Source organism: Mesorhizobium sp. W067 (genome assembly GCF_054719525.1).
Genome location: NZ_JBTTII010000001.1, coordinates 2962323 through 2980793, shown reverse-complemented (window position 1 = coordinate 2980793; position 18471 = coordinate 2962323). Strand labels below are relative to the sequence as shown.

General features: G+C 62.0%; 18 protein-coding genes. 4 read left to right on the top strand and 14 right to left on the bottom strand.

All coding sequences use genetic code 11. The annotated features are described in order from the left end of the window. Position 1: 1 nt before the first annotated feature. The 13 genes from ACYG97_RS14595 to ACYG97_RS14535 form a co-directional block, all read right to left on the bottom strand. Positions 2–418, bottom strand: a complete 417-nt coding sequence (locus ACYG97_RS14595) for a c-type cytochrome (RefSeq protein ID WP_023681113.1) — start codon at positions 416–418, stop codon at positions 2–4. Further along, positions 399–1277: a cytochrome c oxidase assembly protein gene (locus ACYG97_RS14590; protein WP_023733210.1), complete on the bottom strand. Its 879-nt coding sequence runs from the start codon at positions 1275–1277 to the stop codon at positions 399–401. The genes ACYG97_RS14595 and ACYG97_RS14590 overlap by 20 nt, the downstream gene beginning before the upstream one ends. After that, a complete protein-coding gene (locus ACYG97_RS14585; RefSeq protein WP_023681115.1) occupies positions 1274–1615 on the bottom strand; it encodes a hypothetical protein in 342 nt (113 codons plus the stop codon). Before ACYG97_RS14585 ends, ACYG97_RS14590 begins: the two co-directional genes overlap by 4 nt. After that, positions 1615–2220: a cytochrome c oxidase subunit 3 gene (locus ACYG97_RS14580; protein ID WP_023733209.1), complete on the bottom strand. Its 606-nt coding sequence runs from the start codon at positions 2218–2220 to the stop codon at positions 1615–1617. Before ACYG97_RS14580 ends, ACYG97_RS14585 begins: the two co-directional genes overlap by 1 nt. Then, the gene (ctaD, locus tag ACYG97_RS14575; RefSeq protein WP_023733208.1) at positions 2217–4193 is read right to left on the bottom strand and encodes a cytochrome c oxidase subunit I; all 1977 of its coding nucleotides are present in this window, start codon (positions 4191–4193) and stop codon (positions 2217–2219) included. The genes ACYG97_RS14580 and ctaD overlap by 4 nt, the downstream gene beginning before the upstream one ends. Further along, positions 4190–5203: a cytochrome c oxidase subunit II gene (gene coxB / locus ACYG97_RS14570; protein ID WP_023729516.1), complete on the bottom strand. Its 1014-nt coding sequence runs from the start codon at positions 5201–5203 to the stop codon at positions 4190–4192. The genes ctaD and coxB overlap by 4 nt, the downstream gene beginning before the upstream one ends. After that, positions 5200–5733: a c-type cytochrome gene (locus tag ACYG97_RS14565; protein WP_023668011.1), complete on the bottom strand. Its 534-nt coding sequence runs from the start codon at positions 5731–5733 to the stop codon at positions 5200–5202. Before ACYG97_RS14565 ends, coxB begins: the two co-directional genes overlap by 4 nt. After that, a complete protein-coding gene (locus ACYG97_RS14560) occupies positions 5730–6599 on the bottom strand; it encodes a substrate-binding domain-containing protein (RefSeq protein WP_023733207.1) in 870 nt (289 codons plus the stop codon). The genes ACYG97_RS14565 and ACYG97_RS14560 overlap by 4 nt, the downstream gene beginning before the upstream one ends. Further along, positions 6580–8457, bottom strand: a complete 1878-nt coding sequence (locus ACYG97_RS14555; protein ID WP_023733206.1) for a methanol/ethanol family PQQ-dependent dehydrogenase — start codon at positions 8455–8457, stop codon at positions 6580–6582. The genes ACYG97_RS14560 and ACYG97_RS14555 overlap by 20 nt, the downstream gene beginning before the upstream one ends. Beyond that, on the bottom strand, positions 8454–9236 hold the full coding sequence (locus tag ACYG97_RS14550; RefSeq protein WP_023712209.1) for a heme-binding protein: 783 nt from the start codon (positions 9234–9236) through the stop codon (positions 8454–8456). The genes ACYG97_RS14555 and ACYG97_RS14550 overlap by 4 nt, the downstream gene beginning before the upstream one ends. Positions 9237–9508: 272 nt before the next feature. Beyond that, entirely contained in the window at positions 9509–10558 is a 1050-nt protein-coding gene (locus ACYG97_RS14545; RefSeq protein ID WP_023681123.1) for a chemotaxis protein CheB, read from the bottom strand. A gap of 141 nt (positions 10559–10699) precedes the next feature. Beyond that, a complete protein-coding gene (locus ACYG97_RS14540) occupies positions 10700–11668 on the bottom strand; it encodes a manganese catalase family protein (RefSeq protein ID WP_023681124.1) in 969 nt (322 codons plus the stop codon). Between the two features lie 367 nt (positions 11669–12035). Then, positions 12036–15188 (bottom strand): GAF domain-containing protein, encoded by a 3153-nt coding sequence (locus ACYG97_RS14535; RefSeq protein WP_023733205.1) that lies wholly within the window; start codon positions 15186–15188, stop codon positions 12036–12038. Positions 15189–15408: 220 nt separating this feature from the next. Between ACYG97_RS14535 and ACYG97_RS14530 the strand changes: the two genes are divergently transcribed. From ACYG97_RS14530 to ACYG97_RS14515, 4 genes are all read left to right on the top strand, one after another. Continuing rightward, entirely contained in the window at positions 15409–15663 is a 255-nt protein-coding gene (locus ACYG97_RS14530) for a hypothetical protein (RefSeq protein WP_023668018.1), read from the top strand. A gap of 128 nt (positions 15664–15791) precedes the next feature. Next, positions 15792–16850 (top strand): alpha/beta fold hydrolase, encoded by a 1059-nt coding sequence (locus ACYG97_RS14525; RefSeq protein WP_023733204.1) that lies wholly within the window; start codon positions 15792–15794, stop codon positions 16848–16850. A 20-nt stretch (positions 16851–16870) separates the two neighbouring features. Continuing rightward, positions 16871–17401, top strand: coding sequence for a DUF1003 domain-containing protein (locus tag ACYG97_RS14520; RefSeq protein ID WP_023687817.1), 531 nt, complete (start codon positions 16871–16873; stop codon positions 17399–17401). A gap of 243 nt (positions 17402–17644) precedes the next feature. After that, positions 17645–18037 (top strand): response regulator, encoded by a 393-nt coding sequence (locus tag ACYG97_RS14515; protein WP_023687818.1) that lies wholly within the window; start codon positions 17645–17647, stop codon positions 18035–18037. A 186-nt stretch (positions 18038–18223) separates the two neighbouring features. Here ACYG97_RS14515 and ACYG97_RS14510 read toward each other — a convergent pair whose 3' ends face one another. Continuing rightward, positions 18224–18400, bottom strand: a complete 177-nt coding sequence (locus tag ACYG97_RS14510) for a hypothetical protein (protein WP_023733203.1) — start codon at positions 18398–18400, stop codon at positions 18224–18226. Between the last annotated feature and the right edge of the window lie 71 nt (positions 18401–18471).

Sequence of the window (18471 nt, the reverse complement as noted above, 5' to 3'; positions counted from 1 at the left end):
TTTACCTCAAAGCATAGAGATAAGCGGCGATGTCCCGCGCCTGTTGCTCGGTGATCCTCGTCGACGGCATGGCCGTGTGCGGATTGACTTCCCTCGCCGAGCGTATCCAGCGGATCATGTTCTCCGGATTGTTTGCCAGCAGGCCACCGATAAAGACCCTGTCGGCAAGGCCACCGTCCAGGCGGGGTCCGACCTGGCCTTGCGCACCCGGCACGCCGGGTATCGTATGGCAGCCGGAGCAGCCATTCGCCGTCATGATTGGAATGGCGCGGGCGCCTACGCCGCCGGTCGCCGCATCCGACTCGTGCCGGACGCGCTCGCGCCTGTCGGACCACAAAGTCGCCGCTGCGACAGCCGCAGCCAGCAGCAGGATTGCGGCAAGGGCGCCCCCGATCAGCCTACCCAGATCGGAGCGCATGTGTTGCCTCCCTGGTTGCGCTGCTGCTTATCCAGAGGCCGGCGAGCAGCAAGGCGGCGCCGCCATAGGTCAAGCCTGCCGGAACCCACATTACCAATCCGGCGAGCTGCTGGTCCTCGATCGCGGTCATTCCCCACAATGCCGCGCCGGCGCCATTCTCCGGATACCAGAGTTTGGGCGACATCAGCAGCAGGACACCGAGCAGGCCGGTATGAAGCGAGGTGAAGAAAAGATGCATGACGGAGTTGCCATAGGTTTGCTGTCGACCGGGGCGCGGTAGGAGCGCCCACCAGAACAGCAAGGCTGTGCCGAGGAAGCTCGCATGCTGGGCATAATGGAGAAAGCCCTGCTGGAGCGCTGCCTGGAACAACGCCGGAATGTGCCAGATCCAGATGGCGACGCCGTGAATGATCGTCGCGTTGAGGGGGCGGATCACCAGGGCCCAAACCGATTGCAGCGTCTTTGCGCGCGTGAACTTGCCCGTCCCGCGGCGAAGTGAGGCCGGCAAGGACCAGAGCAGGACTGCGCCTGGGCGCGCGGCGACAAGGAGAGGCGCCGCCACCGCCATCAGCAGTTCATGCTCGATCATATGGGCGGCAAACACCCGCTCGCCGAGCGCATGGATGGGGCTGACCAGTGCTGCCGTCAGCACGCCCCAACCGGCGGCGAACAACAACGCCTGCCGCATCCGCTCGGGACGGCCTCGGCTGCTGCGGCGCCACAACCGAGTCGCTCCGATGGCATAAAGGAAGGCAATCGCGGCCAGCGGAAACGTGATGGGAAATGCGAGCGTCCATCCGGCCTCGGGCGCGCCGGCGCCGTAGCAGATCGAGGTCGAGAAGAACGCGTCGAAGCTCATCGCAGGCACTCGTCGAGAATGAGAGCCGCGCTGCCTTGCATGATGATGACGAGGGCAAACAGCAATGCCGCAAGCATGCCGAGATCGGCGACGAACTGCTCGGTGCTGCGCGTGCGCTCAGGCTTGAAGGCGGCGCCGCCCTGCCGCTTCGCCCGCCATGACAAGGCACCGCCGAGCAGCGAAAGCACGGCGAGCACCAGTGCCACGGGAAGCACCACCGGCACCTGGCGGTTGCACTGCCATGGCACGAGTGCGTAGTTCAGCTGCGTCGAGATTGCCCAAGCCATCGGCCCCGACAGAAGACCACCCCAGGACGTTCCCATTTTCAACGCACGCATCAGCCTAGCCTCGGCATCCAGTAGATGAGCAGATAGATCGGGATCCAGGTCAGCACCACGAAATCCCAATAGAAGACATTGTCGCCGACATCGCCGAAGCGCCGGCCGCTATAGCCATGGCGTGTGAACATCAGCACCGTCAAAACGATGGTGTCGCCGACATCGGTGATCAGGTGTGTGGTATGCAGCCCGAGCAGCACCCAGAGCATCGAACCATAGGCGTTCGTGTCCCAGTAGATGTTCAGCGCCGGGAATTCGAACCAGCGCACGACAAGCGGGGCCAGACCGAGCAGCGACATCACCACCAGCCCGATCCGCACCGGCACGATCGCGCATTGCTTGGCGTAGCCGTGGAGCATGTGGTTCGGCACCACGCTGATGATAAACAGGATGGTGACGATCGTTCCGGGCCAATGGTTGGGTTCCGGGGCGCTTAGACGCCAATTGGGCCACAAGGTCGCGAGATAGAGATAAGCGCCCGCGGCCAGCGCGAAGCCCATCCCCTCCAGTGCCATGAAGCCGAGCGTTCCCCACCAGGTCGGGCTGCGCGGACCATGTCCAAAGGTCGGGAGGTCCGAAAGATCCAAGCTGGGACGCTCACTCATCCCTCATCCTCCGGGTCGTCCTTGGGCCAGAACCAGCCGATCAAGGTGATGGCGATCGGCGCGGCGCCCCAGACGATCGCCCAGGGCGTGAAGATCGAATAGACAAACGTACCGCCGACAGCGATTGCCGCCAGCAGCGGCCAGATCGACGGTGTCGCCGATTTCTCGCGAATGTCGGGGTGGGCTTCCGCCACGGTTGAGATCAACAGCTCACGGACATCGACGCGGAGTCCGGTCGCCACAGGCGGCGCCTCCCGTTCGGCCCAGAGCGGCTCGACGTGTGTGACAATCGGTATCCGCGCGAAATTATAGCTTGGCGGCGGCGAAGACGTCGCCCATTCGAGCGTACCGGCATCCCAGGGATTGTTTCCGGCCAGTGCGCCCTTCAACGCGCCGTGTACAAGATTGAACGTGAACAGTACGAAGCTGAGGAAAAAGAGCACCGCGCCGGCGCTGATGAACAGGTTGATGTTGCCCCAGCCAAGCTCGGCCGGATAGGTGTAGACCCTTCGTGGCATGCCCCAGAGCCCGACGAGATGCATTGGGAAAAAAGCCGCGTTGAAGCCGATGAAAGCCAGCCAGAAATGCCAGCGCCCGAGACGCTCGCTCATCATGCGGCCGCTGATCTTGGGGAACCAGAAATAGGCAGCGCCCAGCAGCGGGAAGACCGAACCGCCGATCAGCACGTAATGGAAATGGGCGACGACGAAATAGGTGTCGTGCACCTGGAGGTCCAGCGGCACCGAAGCGAGCATGACGCCGGTGAGGCCGCCGATGACGAAGATGAAAAAGAAGCCGAACACGAACAGCAGCGGCGTGCGGATCACCGGCCTGCCGTCCCACAAGGTCGCCAGCCAGCAGAAGATCTGAACGCCATTGGGGATGGCGATCAGCATGCTCGACGCGGTGAAGAAGCTGGCGCCGAGCTTGGGTAGCCCCGTCGCGAACATGTGATGGACCCAGAGGCCGAACGAAAGGAAACCGACGGCGATCAGCGACAAGACCAGCCCGAGATGCCCGAACACGGGACGCCGGGCGAAGACCGGGATGATCGCGGAGACCATGCCCGTCGCCGGCAGGAAGATGATGTAGACCTCGGGATGGCCAAAGAACCAGAACAGATGCTGGAAGAGCAGTGCGTCGCCGCCCTCGGCGGGGTTGAAGATATGTGTGCCGACCAGCCGGTCGAGGATCAGGAAGGTCGAGGTGATCATCACCGCGGGCATGGCGAAGACGACGACGAAGGAGGTAACCAGCATTGCCCAGACGTAGAGCGGAATCCTGTCCAGCGACATGCCGGGGGCTCGCTGCTTGAACACGGTGACGATGGTTGCCACCGCGACGGCCAGTGAGGAAACTTCTGTATAAGTGATCATCTGGGCCCACACGTCGGCCCGCTTGCCCGGCGCGAATTCGGGGCCTGACAGCGGCACATAGGCAAACCAGCCGACGTCGGGCGCCATGTTGAGCGCGAAAGACACCCAGGCGAATATGCCGCCCGAAACATAGATCCAGTAGCTGAACGCGTTCAGGCGGGGAAAGGCGATGTTGCGGCTGCCGACCATCAGCGGGACGAGATAGATGCCTGTCGCCTGCACGATGGGCACGGCGAACAGGAACATCATGGTCACACCATGCATCGTGAACAGCTGGTTGTAGAGGTCCGGGCCGATCAGACCGCGCTGCGGCCCTGAGAGCTGGATGCGCATGGCGACAGCGTTGAGCCCGCCCAGGCACAGAAACACGAAGGCGGTGATCAGATAGCGCCGTGCGACGACCTTGTGGTCGACGCTCGACAGCGCGCCGATGATGCCGGGGGGCGTGCGCCATGTCCGCGCCAGCCAGCGATCCAGGCTGGCATCGTCCATGCCGGTGTCGCGCGGTCCGTCATGCTCGGGTGCGACGTCTCCCGCGGTAGAGGTTTCACGCACCGGCGGCAGGTCGCGTTCGCTTGTGAGGTCTGCGCTGCTCATTTAAGCGCCTCGAGGTAGGCGACCATGGCGTTGAGTTCGTCGCCGCTGAGCTCCACCACCGGCATGTGGGATCCGGGCTTGATGCCCTGTGGGTCGGCTATCCAGGCGGCGAGATTGCCGCGGCTCATTGTCAATGTCCCGGCGGCAAGCGTCTGCCGGCTGGCTATATGGGTGAGGTCGGGGGCGACCGTTCCTCCGGCAGGCGTGCCGCCTATTCTGTGACACATCACGCAAGGGCGCTTCAGAAACAGATCCTGGCCGGCCTTGGCCTCGTCCCCCGTCGGAGTAGCGGCCGGCTGCAACTGGTCGTTCCACCAGGCGTCGAACTTCGCACGCGGCTCGGCGATGATGAAGGTGCCCATGTTTGCGTGCTGCGCCCCGCAGAACTCGGCGCATTGACCTCGGTACACACCAGGCTTGTCTGCCTTGAGGTCGAGCACGTTCATGTGGCCGGGAATGAGGTCGAGCTTGCCCGAAAGGCTCGGGATCCAGAAGGAATGGATGACGTCGGTCGAGGTCAGAAGAAGCCGCACCGGCTCCCCGGCTGGGATATGGATCTCGTTCGCCGTGGTCAGGATGCGGCTTGGCGTGGCATCCTCATAGCGCACCTCCCACCACCATTGATGGCCGGTGACCCGAATGGTCAGTGCGGCATCCGAGCCGATCGCGGCGAGCGTCCTGTTGGCGAAGAAGCTCAGCAAGGTCAGTCCGATCAGGACAATGGCGGTCAACCCGACGGCGGTCATCACCGCGCGCAGCTTCCGGTCGTCGGCGCCGGCCTCGATCGCGAGCGGCTCCGCCTGCGCGCGCGACCGCATCATCAAGGGCACGACGAGGGCGATCATCACCAGCACCCACACCACGGCGCAGAGCGCGGTGAAGAACCAGATCAGCCACGCCAGTTCGCTCGCCGCGGGACCTTTCGGGTCGAGGGCGGATTGCCAGCCCGCGCATCCCTGGAGCAACAGAGCCCCGGCGGTGGCGAACGCCATCGAGACGAGACGTTTCACGGCGACTTCCCCAGCGTGGCCGCGTCGGGCATGCGGTTTTCCGAAGGATGCGCCATCATGTCGTCATTGCGTTGCGGCGCGGCGGAAGACGGCGCGTTGCCGCTCAGCGAGCGCACGAAAGCCGCAAGCTCCCAGATCTGGTCGTCGGGAATTTTGTCGCGGAAGCTCGGCATGCCGTTTGGCCGACCGTCGCGGATCGTGGCATGGATGCTTTCGATCGAGCTGCCATAGAGCCACTTCTGGTCCATCAGGGCCGGCCCCATGCCGCCGCCGCCATTGGCGTGGCATCCCGAACAGTTGAACCAGCCGAAAAGCCGTTTCCCTTCGCTCATGTGGAAGGCGTTGGCCTCGAAGCTCGCCGCCTTGTTATCGCTGGCGGGGGGGCGCTGTCCGCCGGGCTCCAGCGTGGTCACAGGCGTCGGCTGCTCGCCCGATCCGAGCGCCGATTGCGGGCGCGTGTCACGTTCCTCGCGCTGGCAGGCAGCGAGCGCCAGGACTGGAAACAGGAGCATGGCCACAACGGCTCTCATCGCACCGGGCTCCCCGAGGCATCGAGGCGCGGCACGCCATACTGTGACAGCAAGGCATCTATCTCGACCTTGTGCCTGGACAGGGCGCCATTGACATCGCCGCGCAGCGCATCGTCTTCGCGGCGGACGCCCATCGAGATGTCGTAGATCATCGGCAGTTGCGGTCCGTCGATGCGGGGCGCAACCGGCGTGATGCGGAGCGGCACCTTCTGCCTGGCGGCGAAGTAGCCGGCGAGGGGGCCCCAGACCACCGCAAGGTCGATCTCGCCACTCCCCACCGCTTCGACGATGCGCGCCGGCGGGTTGGGGGCGGAATAATCGCCATACACGGGATAGCCGACGAGGTGCCCGACGATACCGCGGCGGCCAAGCGCCTGGACCGGAGGCGAATTGGCGCCATCGTCGCCGATGAGCTGAACACCGATCCGCATGTCGCGCAGCCGCGGATCATTGAACGATGCTACGTCGGGGCCGTCCCTGCGGGTGACGAAGACATAGGACGATCGGTAGTAGGGCGTGGTGGTGCGCAGCATTTCGAGGTTGCTCGGCGTGCCCGGCACGAGATCGCACAGGCCCGCCTTCAGCGTGTTGCGGATGAAGCCGCGACGCTGCGCCCACCAGGTATAGGTCAGCTTGGCGCCGAGATCGGACGCAACGATTTCGGCGATCCTGTTCTCGAAGCCCTGACCTGCCGCGTTGGAGAACGGCAGGTTGTTCGGATCGGCGCAGACCCTCAGCTCACGTGCGTCGGCTGTGGCCGTCAAGAACACGAAGGCGATCGCGGCCATGCCGATCGCCAGCCGTTGACACCCCTTTCGCGCCGGACCTACGGTCAAGTACAATCCATCAAGGCAGCCGGAACACATAAAGCGTGCCTCCCGAGGTTGTCGCGTTCTTCAGATCCTTCATGGCATTGACGAAACCGAGCGCGGCGGTGGCGTCACGCGGGTCAAGATCGCCCGATACAATGGCGCCGGCCCAGCCGCCGACGCCTGAGAGGATGGCGACATATTGGTGCCCGTCGGGACCGCGATAGGTGATGGGCTGGCCGATGATCCCGGACGAGGTCTTGAACTGCCAAAGCAGGTCTCCGGTCTTGGCGCTGACCGCCTTGAACCAGCCTTCCATCGTGCCATAGAACACAACGTCGCCGGCGGTCACTACCGCGCCGCTCCACACCGGGAAATTCTCCTTGAGGCTCCAGGCGGGTTTCTCCGCGGCGATGTCCCAGGCGGTGAAGGCGCCGCGATTACCGCCAGGCCCTGGTATCATGCGGACGTTCATGCCCACATAGGGCGTGCCGGCGATGTAGTTCACCTCGACGCCTTCTTCATCCATGCACAGATTGTTGTGCGGGATGTAGAGCAGGCCGGTCTTCGGCGAGAACGCGGAAGGCTGCCAGTCCTTGAGGCCCGACGCCGTCGGACAGATATCGCGAACGACCTTGCCGGTGCCGGTCTTCTTGTCCGGGTTTACGATCAGCCGACCGGTTTTCAGATCCACACCTTTGCTGGAGTTGACCGGACCAAACGGTTTTGCCGACAGCACCTCGCCGGTTGTCCGGTCGAGGATGTAGAGATAGCCGTTGCGCTCCGGCCGGATCAGCACCTTGCGCGGCTTGCCCTGCCAGGTCATGTCGAGCAGGATCTGCTCGTTGATGCCGTCATAATCGTGGAGGTCGTGCGGGCTCCACTGATAGAACCATTTCGCCGCGCCGGTGTCGGGATCGCGCGCGAAAATGCCAGACGTCCACTTGTTGTCGCCCGGCCGCAAATCCGGATTCCATGGTCCGGGATTGCCGGTGCCGTGGAAGATCAGGTTCAGATCGGGATCATAGGAAATCCAGCCCCACATGTTGCCGCCGCCGATCTTCCAGGCTTCCGGCGGCCACGTCGTGACGCCAAGATCCTTGCCTTTGTCCATGTCGTAGTGCGGCTTGAAGTCCGATCCGATCAGCACGTCCTTGTCCGGCCCGGTGCTATAGGCGATCCAGACGACATGACCGTCGCCGGCGTCGAGCGCCTTTACCCAGCCGCGAACGCCCATCTCGCCGCCGGAATTGCCGACCAGCACTTTGCCCTTCACCACAAGCGGCGCCATGGTGATGGTCTCGCCGATGTTGATGTTGCCGACATGAGTGTTCCAGATCGGCTTGCCCGTGTTCGCATCAAGGGCAATCGTGTGGCCGTCCAGCGTATTGAAAAAGATGCGCCCGTCGGCGAATGCCACCCCTCGGTTGACGACGTCGCAGCAGGCCACCCCCTGTGCCGCCGGCTCGGGATTGGGTTCGTACTTCCACTTCATCGGGGCGCCGGGCTTGGAGAGATCGAGCGCATAGACGAAGTTGGGAAAGGGCGTCACGATATACATGGTGTTGCCGACGACCAGCGGCGCTGCTTCCTGGCCCTTGTTCACGCTTGTCGAGAACGTGAACGCGACCTGCAGGTTCTTGACGTTGCCTTCGTTGATCTCGGAGAGTTCGCTGAAGCGCGTCGACGCGTAGTTCTTGGCCGGCATCGTCCATTGGCCGTCATCGGGTGGCGAGGCTGCGGCTGGTGGTACGATCGCTGGTGTTTTAGGTGGCTCGGACGCAGCGCCCAAAAGCGGCAGGCAGGCGAGCAGCGTCACCAGAAGGATAGCGCCAAAGGAATTCCCGGCAGCCAATTTGCGGGTATGGCGTTCTACGTCAACGCGCGTCAATGCCAACTGGGGCATAGCTTTCATTTATTGATCGAGCCTCCCACGCCGGCGCCGAGTTCGGCCGCGATGTCGGCCTCCGTTCCGGCACAAAGCGGATGGCCCCAGCCCGAAGCGCTTTTGCCGCCGGGGTCCAGATCGTAGACAATGGCATCCTTGCGATTTGGATTGACGCCTGCCGGGACTTTGTCGAAGCCGAGCGCCGCGCGGATACGCCAGGCGACATTGTGATCGGCGCATGAGGAATCGCCTGAAACGCCGAGGCCGCCGACAATGCTCTTGCCGTCGTAGAGGGCAAGTCCGCCGCCAAACACCACGACGCCTCCGATCGGCTTGCCGACGAGCGGGTCGCCGGCGCTTCCGAACGTTTTGGGATCGCCCGTATAGGCCGCGGCCTGGTTGACGGGATTGGTCTCCTGCAGGCCAAATAGCGGTCCGCCGGGCTGCACCCCCGCATAGAGATTGGCCGTCGAGAGGGCCATCTGAGCCAGGCTGAGACCGTTGGCCGTGTTGGCTTTCTCCGCTGCTATGAGCCGACTTCCCGGCCATTGCGAGTCGGGGGTGGGGCCGCTGAACGCAATCGCGCAGACAGTGCCGTCACGGGCAACGATGGCTGCCCATTCGTTGGTTTCAAAGCCGCCATTGGCTGGTCCGCCGCTTGCCTTCACGTTGGCTTTGAGGGCTGCAAGCAGCTTATCGTGATCGGCTGGACAGGGTTCCTGCGCCATGGCCTCGTGCCCGTGGAACAGGCCACCCATCAGCAACAGCAGGCCAAAAAGAGGTACGAAAAGCTGCGAGCGATACATTGTCCTGGCATTCGTTTACAAAACAAGACCACCCAGGCAGACCGCAGAATGCGAGGATACGTCCAATGGGTCAGTGCCTAACTCGCGTAATGCTTCTATGTTCCTGCTTTGCATAAAATTCGTGCAGTTGGATTTGGGTGCAGGTGTTCAATCAAAGCATGGGACCTGGATACCCGTGGCCACAGGCCAAGCGGTGAGGCAACGCGGCTGATCCAGGAAAATGCGATCGGGATGGCGCAGACGCACCCGCCCTGACAAACGCTGTTGCCTTGTCACGGCGTTCGACGATGGATGATCTCTTCAATAAGTTTCGCGTCGGCTTCGTACTCCGCGGCCCGCGCAGCCATTTGGCTGGCCAGGCTGTGTCTTTCCCGCGCGGCTTCGCGTTTTGCCGTACGTTTCGCCAACTCAGCCCGCTGCTGGTGCGCTCTTAAAAGGCTCCAAAGAGCCTGTTCCGCATCGTCAGCCTGGGCCTGCATTAAAACGTCCGCTCCGAACGCATGTCCGGTGTGGCAGCGGTAACGGGTAATCGGCCCGTCTTCGATCTCCCATAGGGGGCCATGACATTCGGGGCAGACAAATGTCGAGGGGGCGCCAAGCTGGCCTTCGGTCAATTCCATTGTGCTGTGCTCCTGAGCTGCAATCGCTGCCTCAAGGCGGATGCCGGACGGGATTTCTGGTGTCGGCCCTGCGATTTCGGAAGCAAGCCTGTGCAACAGGCCAGCCATTTCGGACAGAGGGACGCAATGGTCGATTTCCACATTCTGCAAGGCGCTCAGCGGCATATCGGGTACTGCGGCGTCGCCGGGGTCCTGGACTACGCTGACGCCTCCGCACATCTTGATTGCGTGCAGGCCGGCGGTGCCGTCGGAGAGGCTGCCTGTGAGCACGACGCCGATCACGCTGCCGCCAAAGCTGCAGGCCGCCGATCGAAACAGGGGGTCGATGGCGGGGCGCGCCAGGTTCTCGCGCGGCCCGCGCCGCAGCAGCATATGATCGTCATGTAACAGAAGGTGAGCTCCGGGCGGTGCAACGAAGATGTGCCCGTTTTTAACCTTCATGCCGTTGGAGGCATTTGCAACGGGCATGTTGGCAGCGCGACCGAGAATGTCGCCGAGGTAACTCGTGGGACCAACGTGCTGTACGACGAGGAGAGCCGCCGGGATGTCCGGCGAAAGATCGCGGACAAGTCTCTTCAGCGCGTCGACGCCGCCGGCCGATGCTCCGATTGTCACGATGCACCGGTTCTCGCAACCGTCGGGACGGACCTTGTCCGGCTGGCCCGCACGCTCCGAATCTGATCGTGGTGCGGCGGTGGCCATGGTTGCTTCACCCACATTCAGCACAGATGTCGATGCGAGCGCTCCGGCCAGTCCGTTGCTGGTCGGGCGCCCTGCCTTCGTCGGTGTTAGCTTCCGGCCGCATCGCGGAACATAGATGCCCGCAATGATGTCGGCTCTGTACTAACGCCTACGTGCGCGTTTGACAGCAGCCTCTGCCACGGCCGGGGCCTCCTGAATGCTTGCCGCGCCGCCGAAATCGGCGTTCTTGGTACGGCCAGCTCCCGGGCCCGCTCCTAGATCAGCGCCTGTTGTCGGATCGGAAGCCGGATCGGAAAGCGTACGGTCGGCCATCCTGGCCACCACCTTCATGTCTTTGGCCCCCAGCTTCACAGTTGCCAGGCCGTCTCCGCCGTCGACGGGCATCACCTCTTCAAGGTCATCGATCCGATCCCACTCTTCGCCGGAATTCCATGGGCCAGCGACATCGCCGTCGCCTTGAGAGGTGTTGACATACATGCTGGCGTACTTCTCTACGCCTGGGAGCTTGCCGGAAGGGAAATTGTTTTCGATCGCGTAGAGTGCTTTCTCAAACGACTTCTGGTGCGCGATCTCGCGCGTCATCAGGAAGCCGAGCGCGTCCTTGATTCCCGGGTCGTCGGTGATGTTGATAAGGCGTTCGTAAACGATCTTGGCGCGAGCTTCGGCCGCGATATTCGATCGCAAATCCACCGTAGGTTCACCGCGCGAATCGACATAGGCCGCGGTCCAGGGAACGCCGGCTGAGTCGCACAGCGCGGGAGCGCCGCCGAACAGAATTGATTCCTTGGCTGTTGTGCCGCTGGCGCCGATCATCAGGTAAAGGTCCGCTTCCTTCATTTGGCCCTCGGCCAGCTGTGCCTTGAGCCCCTTGTTGAGCATGGTGACGATTGATCCCACCACTTCGAGATGGCTGAGTTCTTCGGTCGCAATATCGAGCAACATGTCACGACGGCCAAGATCGTCCTCGCCAAGCCCTTGCGTGAAATAGCGCATGGCCGCTGCAAGCTCGCCATCGGCGCCGCCGAACTGTTCCATGATCATGCAGGCCAGGCGAGGATTCGGCTCCGAGACGCGAACGGTGTATTGCAGGCGCTTGTTGTGCATGAACATGGACATCTCTCCGGTTGGATCATCCGAACATCCCGGCAAGTTGATTGTTCCATCCGGCCATCGGCCAGCGAGCATTTTTACGGTAACTTCAGTGTTGAGCATCGCAGCGAGCCAGAGGCGGCATTTATTTCTCCGACCGGTGACCGGCGGCAACGAGATTTCGATCGTGCTGCGCCATCACAGCAATGAGCAAGGCCGCGGATGGGCAAGAGGTAGACAAAATCTGGAGGGATACTGGCTCGGAAAAGTGAAGCCGGGCCATATTAATACGATGTCGGTGTCGACACCTTCGGCCCGTTTCGCCGCACACCTTACGCGGCAAACGCCGGGTTCGGTCACACGGCGAGCGTCGCGGGCTGTTGCCCGTTCACTTTCGATCCAGCACCTTCCGGACTTTCTCTGCCAATTCGTCGATCGTGTAGGGCTTGGTCAAAAGTTCGGTTCCGAAATCGAGCGTGCCGTTGTGGACAATCGCATTTCGTGTGTAGCCGGTGGTGTAGAGCACTTTTAGCGACGGGTGCATTGTCTTGACCTGATCCACCAGCTCCCGGCCCGACATCTCCGGCATCACCACGTCGGTGAACAGAAGCGACGGCACTTGCCCGCTTTCGACGGCCACCAGCGCTTCGCGTGGACCTTGCATTTCCAGCACGGAGTAGCCCAGTTCCCGCAGCGCTTCCGCGGCCATCAGCCGGACGCGATCTTCATCCTCGACAACCATGATGATCTCGTCTGCACAGCCGGGGTGCTCGCCTGCCACGACGTCGATTTGGCTGTCGAGCACGCCATGGTGCGAGCGCGGCAAATATATTTTCAAGGTGGTTCCGATGCCCTGCTCGGAATAGATCTTCACACTGCCGCCGGACTGGCGAACAAACCCATAGACTTGGCTGAGTCCCAGCCCGGTGCCTTTGCCGACCCCCTTGGTGGTGAAGAACGGATCGAAGGCTCTTGCGACAACATCAGCAGTCATGCCCGTTCCTGTATCGGTGACCGCTATCATCACATACTGGCCGGAGGGGATCGCGTTCTCCCTGGCATAGCGATCGTCGACGTGGGCGTTTGATGTCTCGATCGTCAGCTTGCCGCCAGCAGGCATGGCATCCCTTGCGTTGACGCAAAGGTTGAGCAGCGCGCTTTCCAATTGCCCTGCGTCGGCCTCGACATGCCATAGGCCCGCAGCGAGCACGGTCTCGATCTGGATGGTCTCGCCAAGCGTCCGGTTCAGCAATTCGCTCATACCGGAGACGAGGCGATTTGGATTCAGCCGCTTCGGCGCCAGTGGTTGCTGGCGGGAAAAGGCGAGCAGTCGTCTGGTAAGTTCTGCGGCACGTTGTGCTCCATCGATCGCGCCGGTTACGAATTGGTGGACGTTGGTATCGCCGTTTCTGAGCTTGCGCTGCACAAGGTTCAGGCCGCCGATGATGACGGCCAGCATATTGTTGAAGTCGTGCGCGATGCCACCGGTGAGCTGTCCGACAGCTTCCATCTTCTGGGCTTGGCGCAGGTGCTCTTCTGCTCTGGCGCGTTCCGCAACTTCATCTTTGACACGTTGTTCGAGCGTGCCGTTGAGTGTCTGCAGCGCCTTGAACAGCCGGGAGTTGTCGATGGCCGTCGCGGCATGGCCGGCAAGCCCCAGCAAGGCCGCTTCTTGCTGTTCGGCGAACACGCCGGTCTCTGAATGACCAAGGAAGAGGCCGCCCAGGACCTCGCCCGAACGCGAGACGACCGGCACGGCGAGATAGGAACGCACCGGCAGATGGCCCTCCGGCATTCCCTTGCGGGGCCAGTTCTTTCCGTAACGGGGATCCGTGAGGATATCATCGGAACGCACCACGCTTGTTCCGCGGAAAGTGGGCTCGAACACCGCGGTGTTGCGCGGCATCGGAAAGTTTTCGAAAGCAGAACGAGGTGCCCCCGACAGGGCGTAGAGCACATAGCTGTCGCCCTTGTCGTCGATCACATTGTAGAAGAAAGCTCCGAATTGTGCGCCCGACAGCACCACGCCGGCATCGGTTACCGTCTGGACAATTCGCTCCACGTCAAGCTCGGCCGCCACGGCTGCCGCAGTGGCGTTCATCAACTGAAGCTGATGCTCCACCCGCTTTCGCGCGGTGACATCGACCACGGTGCCGATGAAGCGGATCGCACGGCCGGACTGGAAAAGCGCTTCCCCCGTTGCGGCAATCCAGCGCTCCTTGCCATCCCGAAGGCCGATCGTCCGGTATTCGATGTCGTAGCGGGAGGGGGGGCCCGGCGCAAGCGACTGGCGTACGGCCTCGTCGGCCCGTGCGCGATCTTCCGGATGGAGGCCCGCCAGGAACGCGCTTTCATATGTCACCTCCGCGTCCGGCGGCAAACCAAAAAGGGCTTTGCACCGGTCGTCCCAACGCAGCACTCCGCTGATGGGATCGTAATCCCAGGTGCCAATAGCGGCCGCGTCGGTGGCAAGCCTCAGCCTCTCCTCGCTGGCCCGTGCCGCCTGTTCCGAGCGAACGCGCTCGATGTGAGCCCAGGACCGCTCCGTCACCTCGGTCAGCAAGGACAGTTCGCGTTGCGACCAGACGCGGCGCTGCTTGTCGTGGATGGCCATCAGGGCAGTCAGTCGGCCTTGTTTGACCAAAGGCATACAGATGGTTGCCGTTATCCCGATATCCTGAAAGGTCTTCGCTTCCTCGGGAGCAATTTCCTCAAGGTTGTTGTTGATGATAAGCGGCTTGTTGGCGCTGAGGTTGGTGACAGCCAGGCGACCGAAATCGGCAAGACTGTAATATCCCCTGATGCTGGGCGAGCCAGGTGCGCTCCAATCGCCGCGGATGGTGAAATGGTCTTGGTCCTGCTCCATGTCGGCATAGGCGCAAATCGAGACGCCAAGATGTTCGCCGAGGAGCCGAGTGGTGATCTGCATGACAGCATCGGCGTCGGCCGCGAGGGCTATCTCCCTGCCGAGGCGGTCGAGAAAAGCAAGGCGTTCGGCGTTCTCACGCAGGGCCAGTTCGGCGCGAAGGCGTTCTATCGCCGTACGCGTCCGGTCCGCGACTGCCGAAATGAGGGCTACTTCCTCCGTCGCCCAGCGTCTGGGCGCGGAGTGGTTCAGGTATAACAGCGCCACCAGCCCGCCATGCTCGGTAACGGGCATGTTGATGACGGATTGGGCGCTGATGGCTTTGAGTGCCTCCGCATGGCTGCTGGTTCGCGGATCTGTCTCGGCGTTTTCAAAGACAACGGTTTCGCCTCGCTTCAAATCCTCGATATACGAGCCGTAGTTCCTGAAATTCAGCGTCCCAGCCAGGCTTTTGATGCCTGGCGCGTTCCAGTCCCTTTCAATGGTGATCGTTTCTTTCTCTAGATCGATCGTGCCGTATCCGGCTCGGCTGATGCCAAAATGGTTCCCCAGCAGTTCCGCGGCTGCGTAGGCCAGTTCTGCGGGATCCGTAATCTCGCGAATACGGTCGCCCAGCGCTGCCAAAAGCTCGAAGCGCTGCAGTTCAGATCGCGGATTGCTTGAAGTGGCCCCCATTTCGCCCCCGTTTTGCCCGGACTTAAATGCAGTCTGCGGCCAAGAGTTCCCCGCAGGACGGCAGTTTCTTTGGCGGGCCGGTCAGCCGAACACGCCGCACCGGTCATAGGTTAATGACAGCTTGGCGCGCTGTGGCGGATAAAGGGGAAACCAGCGGGCACTTGACGAGCTCCCGCTGGCTGGGTGCCCGAACCGCACTTCACTCGTTTGGAGACGTTTGATGCTTGACCGACCCATTCTTACGAATACGGACGCTCTCTATCCAGACGACCTGAAAACGCTTCGGTCGGTCTTCGACGCGCTGTGTCAGGAATTTGAGATTTCGTCGGACACTACCGCGGCAGAATCCATCGCGAGAGAGCTGGTCAGACTTTTCCAGACCGGGATGACGGAAGCGGCCATGCTGATGATTGCCGTGCGCGCACGTTGGCAGGGTGATTGGAAAATGGGAGGCAGCAGCGCTGCCCAGGCTTAACGGTCCCAACTCAATGGAGAAGGCCTACTTTAGCCGCTTGAGCCGGTTGTACAGCGTTGTCTTGTCTGGCGGAACAAGCTTTCGCCCCGAGAGTTGGGGTCGGCAGATGGTTTCCAACAGGCACGTGCATGGCGTTCGACAGAGATGGACCGAAACTCGCGACCGGGTTGCTCGCGGCCTCGTTGGCGGCGCTGGCGGCATACAACGCCATCCGCGCCAAACGTGCGATTGCCGGCCGGGCGTGCGGACGTGTGATGGAGATCTATGGTGTGCGCCTGCATTTTATCGAAGCCGGAACCGGCATGCCGCTGCTTCTCCTGCATGGCAATGGATCCATGGCGGAGGATTTCAAGTCGAGCGGCATCTTCGATGAGGCGGCAAAGACCTACCGGGTGCTTGCATTTGATCGTCCCGGTTTTGGGCGAAGCTCACGGCCGCGCGGCCGGCGTTGGTCCGCTCGCGACCAAGCCGACCTTATACATGCCGCGGCCTGCGGGCTGGGTATAGAGAAATACCTCGTGCTTGGACATTCCTGGGGAGCTTGGATCGCCCTCGAATTGGCGCGCAGGCATTCTCAATCGGTCGTGGGCATCGTGCTGGTCTCGGGCTATTACTATCCGCCACCGCGGCTGGATCTTGCACTGGCCGCACTCCCTGCACTGCCTGTGATCGGCACCGCGTTTCGTCACACCTTGCTGCCGCCGCTTGTAAGGCTTGCTTGGCATTGGGCAATGGAGAAGATCTTTAAACCCGCCGTCGTCGCTGGCGAGTTCGCCGCACTTGCCAAAGATGTCGCCAGCCGCCCTTCCCAACTGCGGGCGGTTTCTCTGGAGACAGCATCGATGCTGGCCGCGTCCCTGTTGGGAAATGCCAACTATAGGGACATTGCCGTGCCCACCGGCATCATGGCGGGATCCGGGGATCGTTTGTTCGACGCGCAACGCGATGCACGACGCTTGCACGCGGAAGTCGGTGGGTCTCTCCTCGAGGTGGTTCCGGGCGCCGGCCATATGGTTCATCAGAGCGCCCCGCAAGCAGTGGTCGGCATGGTGCACACTATTGCAGGGCGGCACGCCTTGTTCCAAGCGGGCCGTCGGCAGCGACCCAAGTCGCGTGCCGACGAGTTCAAGGCAGATCCGGCCTCGCGGGAGCCACCGGCGATAAGCGACGCCGCTTGCACGGAATGATCTCCAAACGGGGCTTTCAAATGAGCGACCAACGTCCAGCCGACATGCAGTCGGTGCTCCACCAGAACATACAGGCGCTGGTCGAGCACAGGCGGCAGCAAGAAGAGCACCAAGGCGTTCAAGCGTGGGTCGCCGGCGCTGTTTCGCGCTTCGCGGGAAGCATGACTTTCGTCTATCTGCACCTTGCAATTCTTGTCGTCTGGGTCCTCGCAAACCTTGGCGAGATACCAGCCGTCCCAGCCTGGGACCCCACTTTCGTGATCCTGGCAATGGTCGCCTCGGTTGAGGCAATCTTCCTGTCTACCTTTGTGCTGATCAATCAGAACAGAATGGCCGCCCACAGCGAGCGCCGAGCCGAACTGGATTTGCAGATCAGCCTTCTAAACGAACATGAAACCACGCGGCTGATCGAGATGGTGGCTGCCTTGACGGCGCGTCTGAATATCTCGACCCCGGCCGACAAAGAGCTGCCGGAACTCGCCGAGAATGTGGATCCCCAAAAGGTGATGACGCAGATCCAGCAAGCTTCTGGAGATCAGGAGAACGCTTGATCAAAGCGACCTCGTCGGCAACGGTTAAGCGTCGGCTACAACCTGTAATTCAGCCTCATTGTCCAAGGCTGTCGAAGCAGCTAAGCCGGTGTCGGCCTTTTCCAGGGTGGCTTCCCGACGTCACAAGTCCGCCGCGCAATCGAGGCAGCGTAGAGCTTCGATAACCAACAGGCTGCTGCGCGTCAGATGGAACCAAGTTGACGCCGAACTCGTATTAGCGGTGGCGGCTTGGGGAGATTCCGGATGAGCGAAGGTGCTGTTCTGATCGTCGAAGATGAGACAATGATCCTGCTCGACCTCGAGTCAGCTTTGGAGGAGGCCGGCTTCCAGGTCGTCGGCACTCGGAGTGCCGCCGAGGCGCTGGCGGCTTTCGACCCCGATCCGACCAAGTTCAAGGCCGTGCTCACGGACATCCGTCTGGGAGCAGGACAGTCGGGGTGGGAGGTCGCTCGGCACTTGCGAAGGTCCAACTCGACCATCCCGGTTGTCTATATCAGTGGCGACAGCGCGGTACACTGGGGAGCGGAAGGCGTGCCCAACAGCATAATGATCACCAAGCCCTTTTTTCTGCCGCAGATCATAACTGCCGTTTCTCAACTTTTAAACGCGCAGCAAGGTGCAGAAACTCACCTCTAGGAATCGGACCGCGGCTCCGCGAACACCACCGAACATTCTTCTTCGGCCAATCGGCGCCGTCCCGCGTAAAGCGTTCGCGTCTGCTTGGGTCAAATGTCGGCGGCCTCAACCAGATGTCGACCTCAGCTCCTTTCCCCTCGCCACCGGCTCGCATTCACTCGGGAGCCCTCCCGAAAGCAGGGGCGCTCATTGGTTGAGCTTTCGGTCGAGTTCGTCAAGCAATGACCGATGCTCGCTAGGCATGTCCGGGTCTGTCGGCAGATCCAGCAACTGGCGAAGCTGGCGACGATTGGCGTCCGATGAAATCCACTCCCGTATGAGGCGGGCTATGGCCTTTTGTTGTGCCTTGCCGATTTCTTCCATGTTAGATTCCGGGCTTGTCCGTTGGACGAACTCGGCGGCTCTTTGATGGTTCCCTGTCCTGTACACAAATC